The following is a 20,030-nucleotide window of genomic DNA, read 5'->3' as shown; positions in this document are numbered from 1 at the left end:
CGTGAGGTACGGACCTGAGTGCGGGCGTGGTCAGTTCCACTCGGGGTAGCTGAATCCGTTCGCGTCCGCCGGCCGGCCGGGGATCCCTTCCAGGTCCTCGGGCAGCAGGCTCCACACGATCAGATCGGTCCGGATGTCCGTCCAGCCGCCGTCCTCGGTGCGGCTGCGGGCTATGAAGGCATTGCGCAGCACGCCCTCGCTGATGCAGCCGATTTTCTGGGCGACCTGCTGGGAGGCGGTGTTGCCGGCGGCGGTGCGCAGCTCGATGCGTTCGAACTTCTGGTCGTGGAAGAGCCAGTGGGCGACGGCGAGCGAGGCCTCGGAGGCGTATCCCTCGCCGCGGGCCCAGGAGGCGACGACGTAGCTGATCTCGCTGGAGCGGATCCGCCAGTCGGTGTTGCGCAGTTGGACCACGCCGACCAGGCGCTGGGTGAGGAACTCGGTGACCGCGAAATCGATACCGTGGCCCGCGGTCCGTTCGGCGTGGGCGCTCTCGGTGGTCCAGACGCGCGCGGCGTCCTCGGTGTACGGCTGCGGTATCGCGGTCCAGGCGGCGACCAGTTCGTCGTTCATCATCGCGGCGAGGGACGGCACATCGACCTCCTCGAAGGGGCGCAGCACCAACCGGTCCGTGCTGATGGAGATGTCCGGAAAGGTGGATGTCATGCCGCTGCTCCCGCGCCGTTGACTGTGGTGTCCGGAACGTCGCGGGCTGTAAGACCGCGAGGTCACGGGCCGTCTTGACCGTCTTGAGTGCACCAGCATGCAGCATGGGCGTACGGGTGTGCACGCGCGTGGGCCCCGGCCGCGCGTGGCGCGAGTCCGGGGCCCACGGACCGTCCGTGCGGACGGCCACCTTCCGGTGACCTGCGCACGGGCGGCGGCGCGTCCTGTAAAGCCGCCTGGTGTCAGCTCTTGGCCGGGCCGAAGGCCGGGATGACCGAGCCGTCCTTGTACTTGTCCTCGATGAACTTCTTGACCTCGGGGGAGTTCAGGAGCTTGGCCAGCTTCTTGATCCGCGGGTCGCTCTCGTTGCCCTTCTTGACGGCGAGGAAGTTGGCGTAGGGGTTGTCCTTCGCCTTCTCCAGGGCCAGCGCGTCCTTGGAGGGCTTGAGGTGGGCACCGATGGCGAAGTTGCCGTTGATGATCGCGGCGTCGACGTCGTCGATACGCGGTGCGGTCTGCGCGGCCTCCAGCTCGGTGATCTTGATGCCCTTGTCGTCCTTGACGTCCGTCAGCTTGGCGTCGGAGCCGACACCGGGCTTGAGGGTGATCACGCCGTTGTCGGCGAGCAGCTTGAGCGCCCGGCCCTCGTTGGAGGGGTCGTTCGGGACCGAGACGGTGCTGCCGGCCTTGAGCTCCGAGAGCTTGTCGATCTTCTTGGAGTAGACGCCGAGCGGCTCGATGAGCACGTTCTGGACGGGCACGATGTGCGTGCCGTTCTCCTTGTTGAAGGTGTCGAGGAACGGCTTGTGCTGGAAGAAGTTGGCGTCGACCTGGCCGTCGTCGGTGACCTTGTTGGGGATCTTGTAGTCGTTGAACGGCTTGACGACCAGCTTGAGGTCTTCCTTCTCCGCCAGCTCGTTCTTGACGAAGTCGAGGATGGTGCCGTGCGGGGTGGGGCTCGCGGCGACGACGAGGGGGGCGTTCTTGTCGCCCTTGTCGCTCGCGGTGGTGTCGGAGGGGGCGCTGCAGGCGCTCGCGCCGAGGGCGACGGCGGAGGCGGCGGCTATGGCGACGGAGATCTTGAGGGTGTTGCGCACGAAGAGTGCCTCTTTCTTGTTCCCACGCGAGGTTGCGCGCGATGTCCGCCCGGCAAAGGGTCCGGGCTCCGGGGTGGTGCAGGGGTGGGACGGTCAGGCGGCCTCGGTGACGACGGCCGGTTCCTCGGTGCGGGTGCGGCGCAGGCCGACGCGCAGGGAGGAGGTACGGGTGCCCCGGCCGGCGAGCCGGCGGACGACGAGGTCACCGAGCACCTGGACGAGGGTGACGAGGATGATCAGCTCCACCACGGTGGCGATCATCAGCGAGGTCTCGTACTGCTGGTAGCCGTAGGTGTAGGCGAGGTTGCCCAGCCCGCCGCCGCCGACCGCTCCGGCGATCGCGGAGTAGCCGATCAGCTGGATGACGAGGGTGGTGACGCCCGCGATCAGTGCCGGCAGCGCCTGCGGGAGCAGCACCTTGAAGACGATGGTCCAGGTGCCGCCGCCCATGGCGTGGGCGGCCTCGACCAGGCCGTGGTCGACCTCGCGCAGGGCGGCCTCCACCAGCCGGGCGAAGAAGGGGATGGCGGCGATGGCGAGCGGGACCACCGCGCCGGTCGGGCCGATCGAGACGCCGACGAGGAGCCGGGTGAAGGGGATCAGCACGACGATCAGGATCAGGAACGGGAAGGACCGCCCGATGTTCGCGATCGCGCCGAGGACCTTGTTCACCACGACGTTCTGCAGGATGGCGCCGCGCTCGGTCAGATGCAGCAGCACACCGACCGGGATGCCGATGAGCACCGCGTAGAACGTCGACCACCACACCATGAAGAGGGTGTCGAGCGTGTTGTCGTACAGCAGCGGCTGCATCTCGCTCCAGCTCACTTGGCACCTTCCTTCTGCAGCGTGGCGGCGGGCTCCGGGGTCGCCGGGCCGGGGACGGTTCCGGCCGCGGCCGCGACGTCGGTGTCCGCGACGTCGGCGACATCGACCTGCAGCCCCTGCTCGCGCAGGAAGCCGATGGGCACGACGTTCTCCTCGAAGCGGCCGGGCAGCTCGATGCGCATCCGGCCGATCTGCTTGCCGCCGACGGTGTCCATGGCGGCGCCGAGGATCGAGATGTCGACGTTGTAGGTGCGCGACAGCTCGGAGATCACCGGGCGGGTGGCGGCCGAGCCGTGGAAGGTGATGTCGACGACGGTGCGGTCGTCGGCCGAGGGCTCGCCGCCGACCGGGAACAGCTCCCGGGCCAGCTCGGAGCCGGGGGTGGCGAGGAGTTCGGCCACGGTGCCCTGCTCGACGACGCGGCCGTTCTTCATCAGCGCGGCCGAGTCGCAGATCGTCTTGACGACGTCCATCTCGTGCGTGATGAGCACGATGGTCAGGCCCAGCTTGCGGTTGAGGTCGCGCAGCAGCTGGAGGATGGAGCGGGTGGTCTCCGGGTCCAGGGCGCTGGTGGCCTCGTCGGACAGCAGCACCTTGGGGTCGCCGGCCAGCGCGCGGGCGATGCCGACGCGCTGCTTCTGGCCGCCGGAGAGCTGGGCGGGGTAGGCCTTGGCCTTGTCGGCGAGGCCGACCAGGTCCAGCAGTTCCAGGGCCTTGCGGGAGCGCTCCCGGCGGTCGACCTTGAGGATCTCCAGCGGCAGCTCGACATTGTCCTGGACGGTGCGCGAGGACAGCAGGTTGAAGTGCTGGAAGACCATGCCGATGTGGCTGCGCGCGGCCCGGAGCCGGCCGCTGGCTCGCTTGCCGCGGCCGGCGATGGAGGTCAGTTCCTGGCCGGCGACGGTGACCGTGCCGGAGGTGGGGCGCTCCAGGAGGTTCAGGCAGCGGATGAGGGTGGACTTGCCGGCGCCGCTCTGGCCGATGACGCCGTACACCTCGCCCTCGCGGACGTGCAGATCGACGCCGTCCAGGGCGGTGACTTCGCGGTCTCCTGAACGGTAGACCTTGGTCAGGCCCGTTGTGGTGATCACTAGGGAAATTCCGTCACTGTCGAGTGCTCGGCGGCTCACCCGCCGGGCACGGGGCATTGCTTGCGAGTGCGGCAGAGGGGAACAGTGCGGCGGCGGGCGCGGGGCCCGGCTCCGGGTTCCGGTGACGCGGGGCGGCCGAGGGCGTCGGGAGGCCGACGTACGGCGCATGGCAGGTCTCGCTTCGGGGCGCGAGGCTCAGGCGGGGGCCCTCAGCGGTCACACATTCGACACATGCAACGAGCACCGGGCGTCTGGTACGCCTCGGTCGCAGGGGTGCGGTAGCTCGTCGTGGTCATGAGCGGCAGTAAACCAGACAGCAGTGCGGGCGGATCAAGCCAGTCCGTATAGCGGACATGCCTGCCCGATCCGTGGACAGCCTGCTACCCGGCGACGGTGATCTCCACCGAACCGCCCATGGCCTGCGCGGATATCACCGAGAGGTCGGGGACCACGATGTCCGCCGACAGCTCCTCTGCCCGGTGCGTTGTGGTCAACGCCACGGTCGTCATCCCGGCGGCGCGGCCCGCCGCCAGTCCGACCGGGGCGTCCTCGAAGACCACACAGCGGGCCGGGTCCACCCCCAGCCGCGCGGCGGCCAGCAGGAACGGCTCCGGGTCGGGCTTGCCCCGGCTGATGTCGTCGGCGCTGATCAGGTTCTTCGCCGTGATCCCGGCGTGTGCGAGCCGGGCCTCGGCCAGCCGGCGGCCGGCCGAGGTCACCACGGCCCACTGCTCGGCGGGCAGGCTCGCCAGCAGGGCCAGGGTGCCGGGCAGCGCCACCGTTCCCCCGGCGTCCTCGACCTCCAGGTGCTCGATACGGGCCAGCGCCTTGGGCACGACGTCCGCGGGCAGCAGATCCGCGACGATCTCCGCCGCCGGCCGGCCGTGCAGCGCGATCCGGCCGAAGTCCTCCGCGGTCAGGCCGTACTCCGTGGCCCACCGGGACCAGCAGCGGTTCACGGACTCCAGGGAGGAGAGGAGGGTGCCGTCGTTGTCGAAGAGGAGGGCGTCAGCAGTGATCTTCATATGTCCTGAGCGTACGGACCGCGGTGGGGCCGGACGCGACCGCCCTCCCGCCGCCGATTAGCATCCCCTTATGCCCCACAATCCCACCGCGCGCCGCCGCACCGCCCGGAGGCCCCGGTGATCGACGCGCTGACGATCGCGGTCGCGGTGACCGCTCTCGGCCTCGCCGCCTGGTGCGGCTTCGCGGCGTTCCGCGACCAGCCCACCAAGGACTGGCACTTCATCGGCATGGGCCTGGTGTCGCTGCTCGGCCTCGTCCAACTGGTCATCGCCGTCGTGCAGTTGGCGCGCGGAGTGTCGCCGGACAAGGGCACCGCGCTCTTCGTCTCGTATCTGCTCGGAGCGGCCGCCTGTGTGCCGGCGACCGGGTTCATGTCGCTCTCGGAGCGCACCCGCTGGGGTTCGGCGACCGTCGCGGCGGGCGCCGTGGTGCTGGCCGTCCTGGAAGTGCGGCTGTTCGACATCTGGGGAGGCGGCAGTGCCTGAGACCACGGCGACCACCGCGGCGGACGGCGGCACGGCCGGTAGGCCGGCGAAGCGGTCCCTGGGCACCGGCCCGGGCCGGCTGCTGGTCGCGCTCTACGGGATCTTCACCGTGGCGGCCGCGTCCCGCTCGCTCTACCAGCTCCTCGCGCAGTTCGACCGGGCCCCGCTGGCGTACAGCCTCTCGGCGGTCTCCGCGGTCGTCTACGGCTTCATCACCTTCTCGCTGGTGCGCGGCGGTGAGGGCGCCCGCCGCGCCGCGCTCGTCTGCTGCGCGCTGGAGCTGCTCGGGGTGTTCGGCATCGGCACCTGGACGCTGCTCGACCCGTCCGCGTTCCCGGACGCCACGGTCTGGTCGGACTACGGCATGGGCTACCTCTTCATCCCCGTCATCCTGCCCGTCACCGGGCTGCTGTGGCTGCGCCGGGCGGGTACGGAGCGGCAGGCGGCCTGAGGCCGTCCCGCGAGCGCGCTGCGCCATCCGGGTGAAGAACGCGGCCGCCCCTCGCTCCCGGCCGGACGCCCTGTCTCACTGGAGTCCGGCAGGCGGCCACGGGCTCGCCGGAGCGGAAACGGAGCGGGAACATGCCGATCAGTCCGAACCAGGGTTCCACCGGCGGCGGCTTCGCGGCGACCCTCACCGGCACCGGTCTCACCGGGGCCACCGTGGTGCGCTTCGGGACCAAACCGGCCACCATCACGGCCAGTTCGCCCACCTCGGTGTCGGTGGTCGCCCCCTCGGGGGCCGGCGTGGTCGATGCCACGGTGACCACACCGGCGGGCACCAGCAACCCGGTGCCCTTCTACTACGTCCTCCCGCCCGTGGTCCTCGACGTCTCGCCGTCGTCGGGGCCCGTGGCGGGCGGCGGCACGGTCACCGTCACCGGACGCGGGCTGGCCACCGCCACGTCCGTGCTGTTCGGAGGCACGGCCGTGACGCCGACGGTGCTGTCCGACAGTGAGCTCACCGCCGTCAGCCCGGCCCACGCGGCCGGTGAGGTGTCCCTGGCCGTCCTCGCGCTGGGCGGCAGCGCCACGGCGGACGGAGCCTTCGGCTTCGTGGCCGAGCCGACCGTCACCGGCTTCAGCCCGGTGACCGGTCTGCCCGCGGGCGGCACGCTGGTCGACATCACGGGCACCGGTCTGGCGACGACCACCGGTGTGACCTTCGGCGCCGTGTCCGCCACGTTCGCCGTCCTGTCCGACACCAGGGTCGCGGCCGTCGCGCCCGCCCAGGCCCCGGGCGCGGTGACCATCGCGCTCACCACCACGGGCGGCAGCGCCACGGCACCCGGGGTCTTCCTCTATCTGCTCTGACTGCCTGCTCTGACTGCCTGCTCTGACAAGGGCGGCCCGGCGCACCCGCCCCGCCCGGGGCGGGTGCGCCCCGGCGCTACGCCTGTGCGACGAGCTCCTCAGCACCGGCCGGCTGGGGCACTTCCTTCTCCAGCGTCACCACGTTCAGCCGGGGCGTGAGCTGCTCGGTGCCCACGGGCACATAGCCGTGGCTGCGGTAGAGCCGCAGATTGCCCTCGCTGCGGTGGCCGGTGACCAGGCGGTAGCGGGTGGCCGACCGCTCGGCCGCCAGCCGCCCCTCGACGGCGTCGAGCAGTCGTCCGCCCAGGCCGTGCCGCTGCATCCGCGGGTGCACGATGAGCTTGGCTACCCGGCCGGTGCCGTCCTCGTCGACCGTGCCGCGCACGGATCCGACCACCTCCTCGCCGAGCCGGGCCACCACGACGCAGCCCTCGCCGAGTTCGGCGCGCAGCGCCTGCAGGGTCTGGGTGAGCGGCTCGATGCCGTAGTCGTCGTACAGCGCGGCTTCCTGCTGATAGCAGAGGTACTGCAGTTTGAGGATCTGCTCGGCGTCCTGGTCGGTCGCCGCAGAGATGGTCACGCTCGTGCCCATGCGCGTATGCCTCCCCTATTCGGTTCGCTGGTCCGGGCGCGCTGAGGGTGAGAGGGGTGCGCCCGGAACGATCTGCCCTGACCGACGGCGACATGGGGTACTTGTCGCCGCCATGACGTGGCTGACACTGCTCCTTCCGGAATCCCCGGTAAGGGGCAGCGGCAATCTCGCCGCGAGCATTCTGCGCAGGCAATTGGGGCAAGCGGAACGGACCGGCACCGAGCTCTCCTGTGACATTCCCAACTCAGATGAGAACGCAGGGGAGGTGGCGCCGGTCCGGGCGGCGGGGCTCCGCCGCGAGCGCGGTCCGCGGACCGGCGTCAGCGCTTGCGGAACTCCGCGGCGGCCAGCAGCGCGGTGTCGGGATTGTCGGAGAACAGACCGTCGATCCCGGTGCCGAGGTACGCCTTGAACACCCCGAGGGCGTCACCGTAGGCGTCCGGGTCGGTGCCGCGGCGGTAGTCGGCCGGCAGGAAGGTGTTCTCGTTGCGGACCGTATACGGGTGCAGGACCAGTCCGGCGGCGTGGGCGTCCTTGACGACGGACGTGGGCTCGCCGAGCTTGCCGTCCTTGTCCCGCGGGATGATCACGGTCAGGTCCGGGCCGATGCCCTGGGCGAAGCCGGCCAGCCACTTCAGGCCCTCGGGCGTGACCAGGTCGGCGACCGTGCGCGGGTCGCCCGCCTCGACGAAGTCCCAGGGCCGGGAGTCGAGCGTGGAGAGCAGCACGACCTTGGGGCAGTCGACGAGCCTGCCCAGGCGCTGGATACTGCTGGGCTCGAAGGACTGCAGGAAGTTCGGGGAGTTCCTGCGGTGCCGGCCGTGGGCACGCAGCGCCTTGGCCACCCGCTCCTCCAGACCGAGGCCCAGCTTGCGGAAGTAGGTGGGGTGCTTGGTCTCGATGTGCAGCCAGACGCGGCGGCCCCGCTTGCGGCCCTCGCGCTCGGCCCAGCGCAGCACCTCCTCGAAGGTCGGCACCTCCCAGACCCCGTCGTAGACGGTGTTGTGCTGCCGGGTGCCCGGTATGCGCTCCTTGGCGCGCAGGGTCTTGAGTTCGGCGAGTGTGAAGTCCTCGGTGAACCAGCCGGTCAGCTTCTCCCCGTCCACGGTCTTGGTGGTCTTGCGGTCCGCGAACTCGGGGTGTGCGGAGACATCGGTGGTGGCGGTGATGTCGTTCTCGTGGCGGCAGACCAGATGCCCGTCCTTGGTCGGGACGAGGTCCTGCTCGATGACGTCCGCGCCCATGTCGAGGGCGAGTTGGTAGGAGCCGAAGGTGTGCTCGGGGCGGTAGCCGCTGGCGCCGCGGTGGCCGACGATCAGCGGTACCGGCAGTTCCTGGGGCACCCCGGCCCGTCCGGCCGCGCTCGCCTGACCTGCTCCGCCGAATACCGCCGCTCCCGCGCCGAGGGCCGCTACCCCCAGCACCGTCCGCCGTCCCGGCTGCTGCCGCTTGTGCATGCGCACACTCCTTGTCTGAGGCATTCGCTGGTCTTCGGGTGCTTCCGGGTGTTTTCCGGCGTGCGGTGAGGCGTGTTGCACACCGGCCCACGGAACCCGGCCGATCGTAAGCACGGACGGGTCACGCCGGAGAGACGGACGACAACATCGGGGGGAAGATGGTGGTAACACACGTCAACTGTGCGTATCGACCTCGTGAACCCGATGTGCGCGCGGGAGTAACCCGCGAGTATGGTCCTTGGCTGCAGAGTTCTGCGCCCGCTTGACGTTGACCAGTCACGACCCGGAGGGCCCGTTGTCCCGCATTGTGCTGAAGGCGATTCTCGGATTCGTCATGCGTGTCCTGTACCGCCCGAAGGTCGAGGGCATGGAGCGCATTCCGGCGACCGGACCGGTGATCCTGGCCGGCAACCACGTCACCTTCATCGACTCGCTGTTCCTGAGCCTGGTGGTCAAGCGCCCGGTGTACTTCATCGGCAAGGACGAGTACGTCACCGGCAAGGGCCTCAAGGGCCGGGCGATGGCCTGGTTCTTCACCAGCGCCGGCATGATCCCGGTGGACCGGGACGGCGGACACGGTGGTGTCGCGGCGCTGATGACCGGCCGCCGGATCCTGGAGGAGGGCAGCGTCTTCGGCATCTACCCCGAGGGCACCCGCTCCCCCGACGGCCGTCTCTACCGCGGCCGTACGGGCATCGCCCGGCTCACGCTGATGACCGGTGCGCCCGTCGTTCCGTTCGCGATGATCGGCACCGACAAGGTGCAGCCCGGCGGCAAGGGCCGTCCGCACATCGCCCCGGTGACGGTGCGCTTCGGTGAGCCGCTGGACTTCTCCCGCTACGACGGTATGGACCGCGACCGCTATGTGCTGCGGGCCGTCACCGACGAGGTCATGAGCGACGTCATGGAGCTGTCCGGCCAGGAGTACGTCGACATCTACGCCACCAAGGCCAGGGCCGCCTGACCCGTCCCGCTGTGCGCCGGGCCCCATCCGTTCCGCGGATGGGGCCCGTTGCGTGGGCGCTCCCGTGCGGGGCGGGTCAGCACGGCACCCGGAAGCCGCCGGGGGCGCGCTGGCCCTCGGCGCCGCCGGTCAGTGCCGTACGCAGCGCCGCCTCGGGGCGCGGCACCACGCTGCCGTCGGGCTGCAGCAGCTGCTGGCGCTGGGTGACGGTGCCGGTGCGGGCGCCGGGCACCTCCGCGTTCTTGACCGCCACCCGGTTCAACGGGGCGGGCTTCAGCTGCTTCTTGGTGCGGATGAAGGAGACAAAGCTCTCGAAGTCGCGGGTGTGCCGGACCGGTGCGGTGAATCCGGTGAAGGCGCTGAAGCCGTCCTGGTTGATGAGGGTGTAGGAGGGGGCGGCGAGCCGGTAGCGGCGGGTGAGGTCGAGGGCGGTGCCGTCGATGAACACCTCGGCGGGCTCGATCCGCCGGCCGACCGGTCCCGCCGCGTCGAAGGTGTAGCGGACGTTGGCGGAGACGGCCAGCGGTGAGAAACCGAGTCCGCCGCCGGCGGTCGGTGCCCACTGCTCCTCCAGGGCGTCATGGATCTGCCGTCCGGTGACGGTGACGGTCATGATCGGGTCGCCGAAACCGACGGAGTTCCAGGCCTGCGCGAAGGTGACAGTGCCGTCCGTCCCCTCGTCACGGATCAGATCGCCGGCGATCACGGCCTGCCCGACGCGTGGCGCGACCGCGATGACGGCGAGGTCCGCGGGGGTGTTGGGGTGGGCGGCGGGATCGTCCATCGGGCCGAGTGGCTGGCTGCCCGCCCACAGGGCCCAGTCGGCGACGAGGTTGCCCATGGTGCTCTCCCCCACCGCGTTGCGCCGCCGGGTGAAGGAGGCGGTCTGGGTGCCGAGGCGGCTGCGGGCGCGCCGGCTGCCGTAGTCCGCCCAGTAGCCGGCGATCGACTTGAGCGTGGGGTCCGGTGTCACGTCCCGGGTGTTGGGGTGGTTGGTGGCGGTGGTCAGCTCCCGGATCACCGCGCCGGTGCGGGGGTCGAGGCGCAGATTGATCTCATTGATGATCTGGCCGTAGCAGCCGGCCTCGACGAACGGCCGGGGGACGCCGTCGGGGTCGGGCAGCATCATCGTGAAGGCGCAGTGCCAGTGGCCGGTGACGATGGCGTCGATGTCCGGCGAGACGCGCAGCGCCAGCTCGTAGGCGGGCCCGGAGGGGTTGCTGCCACTGGAGAAGTCGCTGCCGGCCACCGCGCCGTCGTGCATGCTGAGCACGATCGCCCGGACGCCGCGGGACTTGAGCTCCGCCGCGCAGCGGTTGGCGGTCTCCAGCTCGTCGAGGGTGCGCAGGCCCGGCTGGTAGGAGCCGGGGAAGGACTCGGTGCCGATGGCGGTCAGATGGATGAAGCCGACCGGCAGCCGGCGGCCGCCGCCGGCGTCCACGTACTCGATGTTGTACGGCGGCAGCACGGGCTCGCCGCTCGCGTTCCACACCAGGTTGGCGCTGTAGTAGGGGAATTTCGCGCCACGGAAGCGGCGGCCGGTGGAGTCCTCGAAGGCGTCGTCGCGGCCGACGACCGGGAAGCCGACGCCGTCCTCCATGTGCGAGGTGAGGAAGCGCGCCGACTTGTCGAACTCGTGGTTGCCGGCCGAGGCGAAGTCCAGGCCCATGGCGTTGAGCGCCTCGATGGTGGGCTCGTCGGCGAAGGTGGCGGCGTCGAACTCCCAGCCGGAGAAGAGGTCGCCGGGGGCGAAGAAGAGGGAGTTGCGGCGGCCGTTGCGCAAGCGTTCCAGGTGGGCGGCCATATAGGCGACGCCGCCGACGGTGTGGGTCTTTCCGCCGGCCCCGGTGATGATCGAGTGGGCACCGGGGGCGCCCTGCAGATAGCCGTGCAGGTCGGTGATGTTGAGGAGCTGGACGTCGACGTATTCGTCGGCGGTGGCCGCGTCGCGGGCGTGGCCGGTGGCGTAGGCGTTGCTGCCGATGGCGCTCGCGGTGGCCAGGGCCCCCGCGGCGGTGAAGAAGGAGCGTCGTCCGATGTCGCGCACTGCGTCACTCTCCTGAGCGGGCCGTCCGTGAGGGGACGACGGGAGAGTCAAGCAAGCCGCTCGGGACGGCCGGGCACCACGATGCGTACCGGGCGTGAACGGGCGGGGGACAGTCGCCCCCGGGGCGTGTCCCGTGGATCATGTCGGGTGCGTGGTACCTGATCCACAGGACACGCCCTGGGGCGCGGTGTGTGCCCGCCGTCCGGCGGATCGGCAGTACGGCGTTACGGGCGTTCCGCCGGGCCGCCGGCCGCCGGACCGGACCCGCGGCCCGACTCCGCTCCGGCCGTGGAGAACGCCGCGGGTCCGGCCGGTTCCGGGCTGGTCGCCAGCTCCTGGCCGCGGAGCAGGAACCATGCGGCCACCGCGGCGGACAGCAGGACCACCGCCCCCACACCGGCCGCGACGTCCACACCCGCGACGAAGGAGTCCTGAGCGGCCTTCACCAGCGCCGCGCCCTGGTCGGCGGGGAGTTGACCGGCCGTTTCGAAGGCGCCGCCGAGCGATTCGCGGGCGGCGTCCGTGGCGGGTCCGGGAATCCCCGGCGGTGCCTCGAAGCCCCGGTAGATGCCGGTCACGATGGAGCCGAGCAGGGCGATACCGAGCGCGGCGCCCAGTTCGTAGGCCGTCTCGGAGACCGCGGAGGCGGCGCCCGCCTCCTCCTTGGGCACGCTGGAGAGGATCACATCGGCGGTGACGGTGAACGAGAAACCGGCGCCGACGCCGACGACGAAGAGGATGACGCACAGCGCGGCGGTGCCGGTGTCGCCGTGCAGGGTGGTGCAGCCGACCAGCGAGAGGCCGACCACGGCGAGGCCGCCGGCCACCACGATCCGTACGGACAGCCGCCGGGCGACCCAGCCGGCGGCCAGACCGGCACCCACCGCGCCGACCGCCGCCGGGAGTTCGACGAGCCCGGCGTTGAGCGGCGAGCGCAGCTGCACCATCTGGAGGAACTGGGAGAGGAAGAAGACCAGCCCGGACAGCCCGAGGATGGTCAGCAGATCGGCCAGCACCGCCCCGGAGAACCCCCGGTGGTGAAAGAGCTTCATGTTCAGCAGCGGTGAGGCGAGGGTGCGCTGTCTGCGGACGAACACGATCAGGGCGAGCACACCGATGACGGCCGTCAGCGCGATGTCCCAGCGGTAGCCGTGCACCGCGGCTTCCTTGATGGCGTAGACGACACAGACGATGCCCACCAGGGCCAGCAGGACACTGGGGATGTCCCAGGGGCCGGGGTCCGGGTTGCGCGACTCCGGGATGACCTTGGCGCCGACGGCCACCAGCAGCAACATCACCGGCAGATTGATCAGGAAGACCGAGCCCCACCAGAAGTGCCCCAGCAGAAAGCCGCCGAGGACCGGCCCCACGGCCATCCCGGCCGAGGCCATGGCGCCCCAGATGCCGACGGCCAGACTGCGTTCCTTGGGGTCGTGGAAGAGGTTGCGGATCAGCGCCAGCGTGGACGGCATCAGCGTCGCACCCGCCACGCCCTGCAGCGCACGGGCCAGGATCATCATCTCGGGCGTGGTGGCGTACGCGGCGAGCACCGACATCGCGCCGAAGCCCACGGAGCCCAGCAGCAGCAGCTTCTTGCGGCCGATGCGGTCGCCGAGGCTGCCCATGGAGACCAGCAGTCCGGCGATGACGAAGGAGTAGATGTCACCGATCCACAGCAGCTGGGTCCCGGACGGCTGGAGGTCTTCGCTGAGGAAAGGGGTGGCGAGGCCGAGGACCGTGGCGTCGACACCGACCAGCAGGACGGCGAGGACGAGGACGGCGAGCGCGAGCCAGCGGCCCGGTCGGGGCTGGTCGTCCACATGGGCCGAGCCTGCCGGTCCTGACGCTATGGTCTCGGTCATTTCTCCATGCTCCGTCGGATGCCGCCGAGCAGCAGCTCGGCGATCGAGTGGTTGAGGTCGTTACGGGCGACCCGCCCTTCGTGCACGGCCCAGGCGCCGGCGCCGATCAGCCCGTAGAAGGCCTCGGTGAGCCAGGCGGCGCTCAGATCGATCCGGAAGTCGCCCTCTTCCTGGCCGCGTCGGAAGAGGGCGGCGATGCGGTCGTCGAGCTCCGCCCAGCCGGCGTTGATCTCACCGTCCTCGAAGAGCTGGTTCTCGGTGAAGAGGAAGGCCAGTACGCCGGCGACCGGTTCGGCTTCGGCGATCAGCCGGCGCAGCGCCTCGACGGCGTCGCCCTCGTCCAGCCGGGCCGCGTCCATCGCCTGCACGAACTGTGCGATCCCGTGCTCTTCCAGCGCCCTGATCAGGGCGTCCCGCCCGGCGAAGTGCCGGTGCAGGGTCGCCCGGCTGATGCCCGCGGCGCGGGCGATCTCGTCCATCGGTGTCGAAGCCCGCCGCGTGAGCAATGCGGCGGCTTCTTTGAGTACGCGTTCGCGGTCCACGGCCATGAGACACACACTAGCCTAATGAGACATCAATGTCTCATCGGTATCCCCCATGTGTCCCCCACGCACACGACGGCGGCCCGCCCCCGGGTCTCCTCCCGGGGGCGGGCCGCCGTCGTACAGCTCTGCCCGCTAGGCCAGCTTGGTGGCCTGCTTCGCCGTCGCCCACTCCTGCTGCGTGACCAGATCGGCCCGCACCTCGGCGAGCTGGACCGCCACCGCCGAGGGCGCGGTGCCGCCGCGGCCGCTGCGCGAGGCGAGCGCGCCGGGGACGTTGAGCACGCCGCGGACCTCAGGGGTCAGATGCGGCGAGATCTTCGCGAACTGCTCGTCGGTGAGCTGGTCCAGCTCGACGCCGTGCGCCTCGCACTCCTTGACGCACTCGCCCGCGACCTCGTGCGCCACCCGGAACGGCACGCCCTGCTTGACCAGCCACTCCGCGATATCGGTGGCCAGCGAGAACCCGGCCGGGGCCAGCTCCTCCATGCGCTCACGGTTGACGGTCAGGGTGGCCATCATCCCGGTGAACGCCGGGAGCAGCACCTCCAGTTGGTCGCAGGAGTCGAAGACCGGCTCCTTGTCCTCCTGGAGGTCACGGTTGTACGCGAGCGGCAGCGCCTTGAGCGTGGCCAGCAGCCCGGTCAGATTGCCGATGAGGCGCCCCGACTTGCCCCGCGCCAGCTCAGCGATGTCCGGGTTCTTCTTCTGCGGCATGATCGACGAGCCGGTCGAGAAGGCGTCGTGGAGCGTGACGAAGGAGAACTCCTTCGTGTTCCAGAGGATGACCTCCTCCGCGATCCGGGAGAGGTTCACCCCGATCATCGCCGTGATGAAGGCGAATTCGGCGACGAAGTCACGGGAGGCCGTGCCGTCGATGGAGTTGCCGGCCGAGCCGTGCTCGAAGCCGAGGTCCGCGGCGACCGCCTCCGGGTCGAGGCCGAGCGAGGAGCCGGCCAGCGCGCCCGAGCCGTACGGGGAGACCGCGGTGCGCTCGTCCCACTGGCGCAGCCGCTCCGCGTCCCGGGACAGCGACTGCACATGCGCCAGCACATGGTGGGCGAAGAGCACCGGCTGGGCGTGCTGGAGGTGGGTGCGGCCCGGCATCGCGACATCCGGGTGGGTCTCGGCGAGGCCCACCAGCGCCTCCTGGAGGTCGGCGATCAGCCCGCCGATGATCCGGGCGTGGTCGCGCAGGTACATCCGGAAGAGCGTGGCGACCTGGTCGTTACGGGACCGGCCGGCCCGCAGCTTGCCGCCGAGGTCCGCGCCGAGCCGCTCCAGCAGCCCGCGCTCCAGGGCGGTGTGCACGTCCTCGTCGGCGATGGTGCCGGTGAACGAGCCGTCGGCGACATCCGCTGCGAGCTGGTCGAGCCCGGCGAGCATCCGGGTCAGCTCGTCCTCGGTGAGCAGGCCCGCCTTGTGGAGCACCCGGGCGTGCGCACGGGAGCCCGCGATGTCGTACGGGGCCAGCCGCCAGTCGAAGTGGACCGACGCCGACAGCTGGGCCAGCGCCTCTGCCGGTCCGTCGGCGAACCGGCCACCCCAGAGCCGGACGTCACCGCTGTTGCTGCTCACTACTGCTCCTCATGGCTGCTGTAGATGTGCCACCTCCCCCAGGGTCTTGAGACCAGGGGGTACCCCACCCCGCCGCGAGGGCAGGGAGGCGGCAGCCTTACGAATCCAACGAGACGGGCTCAGGCGAGGTCGCGCTTGGCCGCAATCTTGCTCGACATCCCGAAGAGCTCGATGAAGCCCTTCGAGAGCGACTGGTCGAAGGTGTCGCCGGTGTCGTACGTGGCGAGGTTGAAGTCGTACAGCGACTGGTCGGACTTCCGGCCGGTGACGACCGCGCGGCCACCGTGCAGCGTCATCCGGATGTCGCCGGACACGGCCTGGTTGGCCTCGTTGATGAAGCCGTCCAGGGCCCGCTTGAGCGGCGAGAACCACAGGCCGTCGTAGACCAGCTCGCCCCAGCGCTGCTCGACCTGCCGCTTGTAGCGGGCCAGTTCGCGCTCGACGGTGACGTTCTCCAGCTCCTGGTGCGCGGTGATCAGCGCGATGGCGCCGGGCGCCTCGTACACCTCACGGGACTTGATGCCGACCAGCCGGTCCTCGACCATGTCGATCCGGCCGATGCCCTGGCCGCCGGCCCGCTCGTTGAGCTGCTGGATGGCCTGCAGGACGGTGACGGGCTTGCCGTCGATGGCGACCGGGACACCCTCCTTGAAGGAGATGATGACCTCGTCGGCCTCCCGCTGGGTGGCCGGGTTCTCGGTGTACTCGTAGACGTCCTCGATCGGCGCGTTCCAGATGTCCTCCAGGAAGCCGGTCTCCACGGCCCGCCCGAAGACGTTCTGGTCGATCGAGTACGGCGACTTCTTGGTGGTCGCGATCGGGAGGTTCTTCTCCTCGCAGAACGCGATCGCCTTGTCCCGGGTCATCGCGTAGTCACGGACCGGGGCGATGCACGTCAGGTCGGGGGCGAGGGAGGAGATACCCGCCTCGAAGCGGACCTGGTCGTTGCCCTTGCCGGTGCAGCCGTGGGCGACGGTGGTGGCGCCGTGCTTCTTGGCGGCGGCCACCAGGTGCTTGACGATGGCCGGCCGGGAGAGCGCCGAGACCAGCGGGTAGCGGTCCATGTACAGGGCGTTGGCCTTGATCGCCGGGAGGCAGTACTCGTCGGCGAACTCGTCCTTGGCGTCCGCGACCTCGGCCTCGACCGCACCGCAGTCGAGCGCACGCTTGCGGATGACGTCCAGGTCCTCGCCGCCCTGGCCGACGTCCACGGCAACGGCGATGACCTCGGCGCCCGTCTCCTCGGCGATCCAGCCGATACAGACAGAGGTGTCCAGGCCGCCCGAGTAGGCGAGTACGACGCGCTCGGTCACGGGTTTCTCCTTACGGTGCATGCGCTGATGGGTATAAGTATGCACTCCACCGTATGTTTCGTCAATGCATCGATGAATAGGCAGGTCAGCGGTGGGGCGCCGGTACGGCACGGAGCCTCAGGGCCCCTCCTGAAGCACCTCGACCAGCACGGTCACATGGCTCACCGACACGTCCTTCGTGGCCGTCAGCAACGTCAGCGGCCCCTCCGCGGCGCGCTCCCGCAGCCGCTCCAGCGCCGGCTGCACCGCCTCCTGCGCCAGCTCCTCGCGATAGCGCTCGGCGAACTCGGTGAACCGTGGTTCCTCGTGGTGGTACCAGCGCCGAAGCTCGGACGAGGGCGCCACGTCCTTGCACCACTCGGTGAGCTGCGCGTCCGCCTTGGACAGCCCGCGCGGCCACAGCCGGTCGACCAGCACCCGCGCCCCGTCCGACGGCTCCGGCGACTCGTACACCCTGCGCACCCGGAAGGCATCGTTGGCGGATATTTCACCCATAACCTCATCGAACCACGGAAGCGGGGCCCCCGCCGGAGGCCCCGGAAGGCTCCGCCGGGGACCCGCTTTGGATTCATGGCCCGGGACAGGGTATTTTTCTTCTGCACGCCCCGGCCGGGAGTTCTCCGGCCGGCACGAGCACCGGGACGTGGCGCAGCTTGGTAGCGCACTTGACTGGGGGTCAAGGGGTCGCAGGTTCAAATCCTGTCGTCCCGACGGTGCAGTAGGGGCTTTCAGCCCAGGTCAGGGCCTTGTTCTCGCTTCGGGCGGGAACAAGGCCCTTGATCGTTTTCTGTGGGAAACGGCTTACACGTGAGGAACGGCGTAGTAGTCGGCGAGCATCTCCGAGGGCCAGCCGGGCTCGCGCACGTCGCCCTGCGGGCCCATCACGGTGAACCACGGCTTGATGTCCAGCACCGGTGTGCCGTCCACGGCATCCAGCGCTTCCACGTGCAGATCCAGGCCGTCCACCGTGACCAGGCGGCACCGCGAGACGCCCAGCCAGTTCACCCGGCGCATATTGCGGTGGGCGAAGGAGCCGCCGGCCGGCCAGTCGGGGTTGCCGCGGGGGTGCCGGGATTCGGGGGGAAGATCGGTGGGGTCGGTCAGATGGAAGCGGAAGACGACCTCCAGGTGGGAGAAGGCATCCAGACCGGCGACCGCCTCCTCGGTGAACTGCTCCGGGTCGATACGGATGACGGAGCGGGTGCCGCCCCAGTAGTCATCCGTGGGCTCGACACGCCCACCCACCACATGGGCGACGGGCACCACCGTGAACTCTTCTGCCATGGGACGGAACTCCTCGGGGAGGGGGCCGGAAGTAGGGAAGCAGGTGGGCGGGCGACTCTCTGCGGACGCCCCCCGGGTCACGGGAGCGGCAGTCCCACCAGCATCACCGCAAACACCGGGGAGTCGGGGAAGGGCTGGCGCTCGCCCACCTTCCGGTACCCCCAGGACTCGTACAGGGCCTGGACCTTGGGGTGCGTCACGTCCACCAGCAGCGCCGCGAGGTCCGCCTCCCCGGCTTCCATCAACGCCCGGTGCAGCCGCTCGGACGTGCCTGTCTTCCGCCACCGCTCGCGCACCATCAGTTCCGAGAAATGGAACGTGCGGCTCTTCTCCGGCGCCGGGTCCAGGTGCTCACGCCACCATTCGCGGCCCTCGGTTCCGGGGGCTCCGTAGGCGAAGCCCACCACCTCGTTGCCGTCGTACGCGATCACGCAGGAGAACTGGGGGTGTCCGCCCCAGTGGTCGACGAACCACGGGAACTTCTGCCGGAACTCGTCGTCCGAGATCTGGTCGGCGTGCACGTCTGCGTGCACGTCGAGCAGCGTCTGCCGGATCTCCGGCAGGTCGCCGTGACCGTAGTGGCGAAGGTCCAAAGCGGAGGTCATCAGGTTTGGCTCCATTCCGATCGGTAGCGGTCCCTCCACTCGCGCGCGATGCTTGAGTCCGGCGCGAGGGTGGTCAAATCGCGGTAGAAGTCTCCTAGGTAGCGACGCATCCGGCCCGGCAGAGGATCGCCGCCCATCAGCACGAACACCTGCTCCGCCGTGGCGCACGCCTGCTCCTCGTCCCGTTGGTGAAGCTGTGCGAGAGCGAGCCGGAGCGTGGCCAGAGCGCGGTTCCGGCGGAACTGCTGCGGGATGGCCGCCAGGGCACGGTGTGATGCCGCCTCGGCCGCTGCGGCGTCCCCGATGTGATCCCGGACAATGGAAGTGATGGCCATCAACTCGGCCGGGCCGTAGAAAGCCACCCAGGACGGCCGGGGCTCGTCCGTGGACGCGTTCGCCAGCGCCTCTTCCGCGCACCCCAGGGACCGCAGGGCGCCCCGCCGATCCCCGACGCTTGAGTGCCCGATCGCCGTGCGCGCGTGGGCCAGGGACGCGAACAGCGGGTCGCGGCGCGTGACAGCGGTCGCCTGCGCAGCCCGGCCCGCGTCCACGGCCTGCGAGAATTCCCCGCGATGGACCGCCAGCATGGCGTGCGAGTTCCACACGCGCAGTTCCGCCACGGGGTCATTCCCCATGCCCGCCAAATACAGCGCCCGGTTGAGGTGAGCTTGCGCACGGTCGCTCTGACGATCGTCCACGGCCGACCAAGCCGCCGACGCGGTGTAGTTCGCAGCCACGCTGAAGAGGCGCTGCCGGATGCGCTGGGACGCCGCGCGCTTCTGTAACTCCAGCGCTTCGGCGGCACCCGCCAAGGCGGCTCGCTCCAGGGCCTCGTGCCCGCCTTTGGCGGCGTCCAGGGCGGTGAGGGCGTCCAGGCCGCTGCGGAGGCGGATCACCTCGGAGGTGCCGACGGCGTACGGCCGGGCGGCGACCAGGGGCACGACGGCGGCCGTCGTTCCGGTGGCGACGGTGAGGAAGTGTCTGCGACGCACGGGATCCTCCGTCCTGTGAGGGGCACGTCTGCCCGCCGGAGGAGCAAAGCCCAACTCCTCGGCGGTACATCCGAATACTGCCTCCAAGGCTTCCCTCTGCCGAGGGTGCGGCCATCGCGTCTTTCCGGTCAGCCAATGGCGCACGGTGCGGTCGCTGACGGTGCCCGCCCGGCCGAGCGACCGCAGGTAGTCGTTCACTGCCTCGGCCAACTCGGCCTGGGTTAAGCCCGCTCTGTCGATGGCTTGGGCAAGACTCTCGTTCGCCTCCACGCCCCTCACGGTATCCA

General features: G+C 70.3%; 20 protein-coding genes and 1 tRNA gene. 5 read left to right on the top strand and 16 right to left on the bottom strand.

Going from position 1 to position 20,030, the window contains the following annotated elements; translation table 11 throughout:
- Positions 1-30: 30 nt before the first annotated feature.
- From SLV14N_RS32275 to SLV14N_RS32255, 5 genes are all read right to left on the bottom strand, one after another.
- Positions 31-666, bottom strand: a complete 636-nt coding sequence (locus tag SLV14N_RS32275; RefSeq protein ID WP_208685847.1) for a GNAT family N-acetyltransferase — start codon at positions 664-666, stop codon at positions 31-33.
- A gap of 242 nt (positions 667-908) precedes the next feature.
- Positions 909-1,763, bottom strand: a complete 855-nt coding sequence (locus SLV14N_RS32270; RefSeq protein WP_208685845.1) for a MetQ/NlpA family ABC transporter substrate-binding protein — start codon at positions 1,761-1,763, stop codon at positions 909-911.
- A 93-nt stretch (positions 1,764-1,856) separates the two neighbouring features.
- On the bottom strand, positions 1,857-2,591 hold the full coding sequence (locus SLV14N_RS32265) for a methionine ABC transporter permease (RefSeq protein WP_208685844.1): 735 nt from the start codon (positions 2,589-2,591) through the stop codon (positions 1,857-1,859).
- Positions 2,588-3,682 carry a methionine ABC transporter ATP-binding protein gene (locus SLV14N_RS32260; protein WP_208685842.1) on the bottom strand — a complete coding sequence of 365 codons (1,095 nt, stop codon included), beginning with the start codon at positions 3,680-3,682 and terminating at the stop codon, positions 2,588-2,590. Before SLV14N_RS32260 ends, SLV14N_RS32265 begins: the two co-directional genes overlap by 4 nt.
- Positions 3,683-4,062: 380 nt before the next feature.
- Entirely contained in the window at positions 4,063-4,707 is a 645-nt protein-coding gene (locus SLV14N_RS32255; protein ID WP_263272174.1) for an HAD family hydrolase, read from the bottom strand.
- A 117-nt stretch (positions 4,708-4,824) separates the two neighbouring features.
- On the opposite strand from SLV14N_RS32255, the gene SLV14N_RS32250 reads away from it, so the two are divergent.
- From SLV14N_RS32250 to SLV14N_RS32240, 3 genes are all read left to right on the top strand, one after another.
- Complete coding sequence (locus tag SLV14N_RS32250) at positions 4,825-5,193, top strand: hypothetical protein (protein WP_208685838.1); 369 nt, start codon at positions 4,825-4,827, stop codon at positions 5,191-5,193.
- Entirely contained in the window at positions 5,186-5,644 is a 459-nt protein-coding gene (locus SLV14N_RS32245) for a hypothetical protein (protein WP_208685836.1), read from the top strand. The genes SLV14N_RS32250 and SLV14N_RS32245 overlap by 8 nt, the downstream gene beginning before the upstream one ends.
- Before the next feature lie 131 nt (positions 5,645-5,775).
- The gene (locus SLV14N_RS32240) at positions 5,776-6,507 is read left to right on the top strand and encodes an IPT/TIG domain-containing protein (RefSeq protein WP_263272171.1); all 732 of its coding nucleotides are present in this window, start codon (positions 5,776-5,778) and stop codon (positions 6,505-6,507) included.
- Positions 6,508-6,583: 76 nt separating this feature from the next.
- Here SLV14N_RS32240 and SLV14N_RS32235 read toward each other — a convergent pair whose 3' ends face one another.
- Entirely contained in the window at positions 6,584-7,099 is a 516-nt protein-coding gene (locus SLV14N_RS32235) for a GNAT family N-acetyltransferase (RefSeq protein ID WP_208685833.1), read from the bottom strand.
- A 320-nt stretch (positions 7,100-7,419) separates the two neighbouring features.
- Positions 7,420-8,556, bottom strand: a complete 1,137-nt coding sequence (locus tag SLV14N_RS32230) for a glycerophosphodiester phosphodiesterase (RefSeq protein WP_263272169.1) — start codon at positions 8,554-8,556, stop codon at positions 7,420-7,422.
- 295 nt (positions 8,557-8,851) lie between these two features.
- On the opposite strand from SLV14N_RS32230, the gene SLV14N_RS32225 reads away from it, so the two are divergent.
- A complete protein-coding gene (locus SLV14N_RS32225) occupies positions 8,852-9,520 on the top strand; it encodes a 1-acyl-sn-glycerol-3-phosphate acyltransferase (protein WP_018087682.1) in 669 nt (222 codons plus the stop codon).
- A 76-nt stretch (positions 9,521-9,596) separates the two neighbouring features.
- On the opposite strand, the gene SLV14N_RS32220 is transcribed toward SLV14N_RS32225, so the two are convergent.
- The 6 genes from SLV14N_RS32220 to SLV14N_RS32195 form a co-directional block, all read right to left on the bottom strand.
- Positions 9,597-11,567: a bifunctional UDP-sugar hydrolase/5'-nucleotidase gene (locus SLV14N_RS32220; RefSeq protein WP_263272166.1), complete on the bottom strand. Its 1,971-nt coding sequence runs from the start codon at positions 11,565-11,567 to the stop codon at positions 9,597-9,599.
- Positions 11,568-11,791: 224 nt separating this feature from the next.
- Positions 11,792-13,429, bottom strand: coding sequence for an MFS transporter (locus SLV14N_RS32215; protein ID WP_263272164.1), 1,638 nt, complete (start codon positions 13,427-13,429; stop codon positions 11,792-11,794).
- The gene (locus tag SLV14N_RS32210; RefSeq protein WP_208685829.1) at positions 13,426-13,977 is read right to left on the bottom strand and encodes a TetR/AcrR family transcriptional regulator; all 552 of its coding nucleotides are present in this window, start codon (positions 13,975-13,977) and stop codon (positions 13,426-13,428) included. Before SLV14N_RS32210 ends, SLV14N_RS32215 begins: the two co-directional genes overlap by 4 nt.
- A gap of 129 nt (positions 13,978-14,106) precedes the next feature.
- The gene (gene argH, locus SLV14N_RS32205) at positions 14,107-15,549 is read right to left on the bottom strand and encodes an argininosuccinate lyase (RefSeq protein WP_208685828.1); all 1,443 of its coding nucleotides are present in this window, start codon (positions 15,547-15,549) and stop codon (positions 14,107-14,109) included.
- Between the two features lie 119 nt (positions 15,550-15,668).
- Positions 15,669-16,862: an argininosuccinate synthase gene (locus tag SLV14N_RS32200; RefSeq protein ID WP_263272160.1), complete on the bottom strand. Its 1,194-nt coding sequence runs from the start codon at positions 16,860-16,862 to the stop codon at positions 15,669-15,671.
- A gap of 117 nt (positions 16,863-16,979) precedes the next feature.
- Positions 16,980-17,357 carry a DUF488 domain-containing protein gene (locus tag SLV14N_RS32195; protein ID WP_263272158.1) on the bottom strand — a complete coding sequence of 126 codons (378 nt, stop codon included), beginning with the start codon at positions 17,355-17,357 and terminating at the stop codon, positions 16,980-16,982.
- Positions 17,358-17,499: 142 nt separating this feature from the next.
- Between SLV14N_RS32195 and SLV14N_RS32190 the strand changes: the two genes are divergently transcribed.
- A tRNA-Pro gene (locus SLV14N_RS32190) sits at positions 17,500-17,573 on the top strand.
- 90 nt (positions 17,574-17,663) lie between these two features.
- On the opposite strand, the gene SLV14N_RS32185 is transcribed toward SLV14N_RS32190, so the two are convergent.
- The 3 genes from SLV14N_RS32185 to SLV14N_RS32175 form a co-directional block, all read right to left on the bottom strand.
- On the bottom strand, positions 17,664-18,146 hold the full coding sequence (locus SLV14N_RS32185) for an SAM-dependent methyltransferase (protein ID WP_263272156.1): 483 nt from the start codon (positions 18,144-18,146) through the stop codon (positions 17,664-17,666).
- 77 nt (positions 18,147-18,223) lie between these two features.
- A complete protein-coding gene (locus SLV14N_RS32180) occupies positions 18,224-18,751 on the bottom strand; it encodes a GNAT family N-acetyltransferase (protein ID WP_208685814.1) in 528 nt (175 codons plus the stop codon).
- A complete protein-coding gene (locus SLV14N_RS32175) occupies positions 18,751-20,013 on the bottom strand; it encodes a helix-turn-helix transcriptional regulator (protein ID WP_263273337.1) in 1,263 nt (420 codons plus the stop codon). Before SLV14N_RS32175 ends, SLV14N_RS32180 begins: the two co-directional genes overlap by 1 nt.
- Positions 20,014-20,030 lie beyond the last annotated feature (17 nt).

The sequence above is a fragment of the Streptomyces sp. Je 1-4 4N24 genome (genome assembly GCF_026239515.1).
Classification (GTDB): Bacteria; Actinomycetota; Actinomycetes; order Streptomycetales; family Streptomycetaceae; genus Streptomyces; species Streptomyces nigrescens.
This window is presented reverse-complemented; position numbering and strand designations above follow the sequence as displayed.

Bases quoted from the DNA above. Each gene is read 5' to 3' on its own strand.
- SLV14N_RS32275 (WP_208685847.1), bottom strand. From the start codon at position 666: ATGACATCCACCTTTCCGGACATCTCCATCAGCACGGACCGGTTGGTG.
- SLV14N_RS32255 (WP_263272174.1), bottom strand. From the start codon at position 4,707: ATGAAGATCACTGCTGACGCCCTCCTCTTCGACAACGACGGCACCCTC.
- SLV14N_RS32240 (WP_263272171.1), top strand. From the start codon at position 5,776: ATGCCGATCAGTCCGAACCAGGGTTCCACCGGCGGCGGCTTCGCGGCG.
- SLV14N_RS32235 (WP_208685833.1), bottom strand. From the start codon at position 7,099: ATGGGCACGAGCGTGACCATCTCTGCGGCGACCGACCAGGACGCCGAG.
- SLV14N_RS32230 (WP_263272169.1), bottom strand. From the start codon at position 8,556: ATGCACAAGCGGCAGCAGCCGGGACGGCGGACGGTGCTGGGGGTAGCG.
- SLV14N_RS32215 (WP_263272164.1), bottom strand. From the start codon at position 13,429: ATGACCGAGACCATAGCGTCAGGACCGGCAGGCTCGGCCCATGTGGAC.
- SLV14N_RS32210 (WP_208685829.1), bottom strand. From the start codon at position 13,977: ATGGCCGTGGACCGCGAACGCGTACTCAAAGAAGCCGCCGCATTGCTC.
- SLV14N_RS32195 (WP_263272158.1), bottom strand. From the start codon at position 17,357: ATGGGTGAAATATCCGCCAACGATGCCTTCCGGGTGCGCAGGGTGTAC.
- SLV14N_RS32185 (WP_263272156.1), bottom strand. From the start codon at position 18,146: ATGGCAGAAGAGTTCACGGTGGTGCCCGTCGCCCATGTGGTGGGTGGG.
- SLV14N_RS32180 (WP_208685814.1), bottom strand. From the start codon at position 18,751: ATGACCTCCGCTTTGGACCTTCGCCACTACGGTCACGGCGACCTGCCG.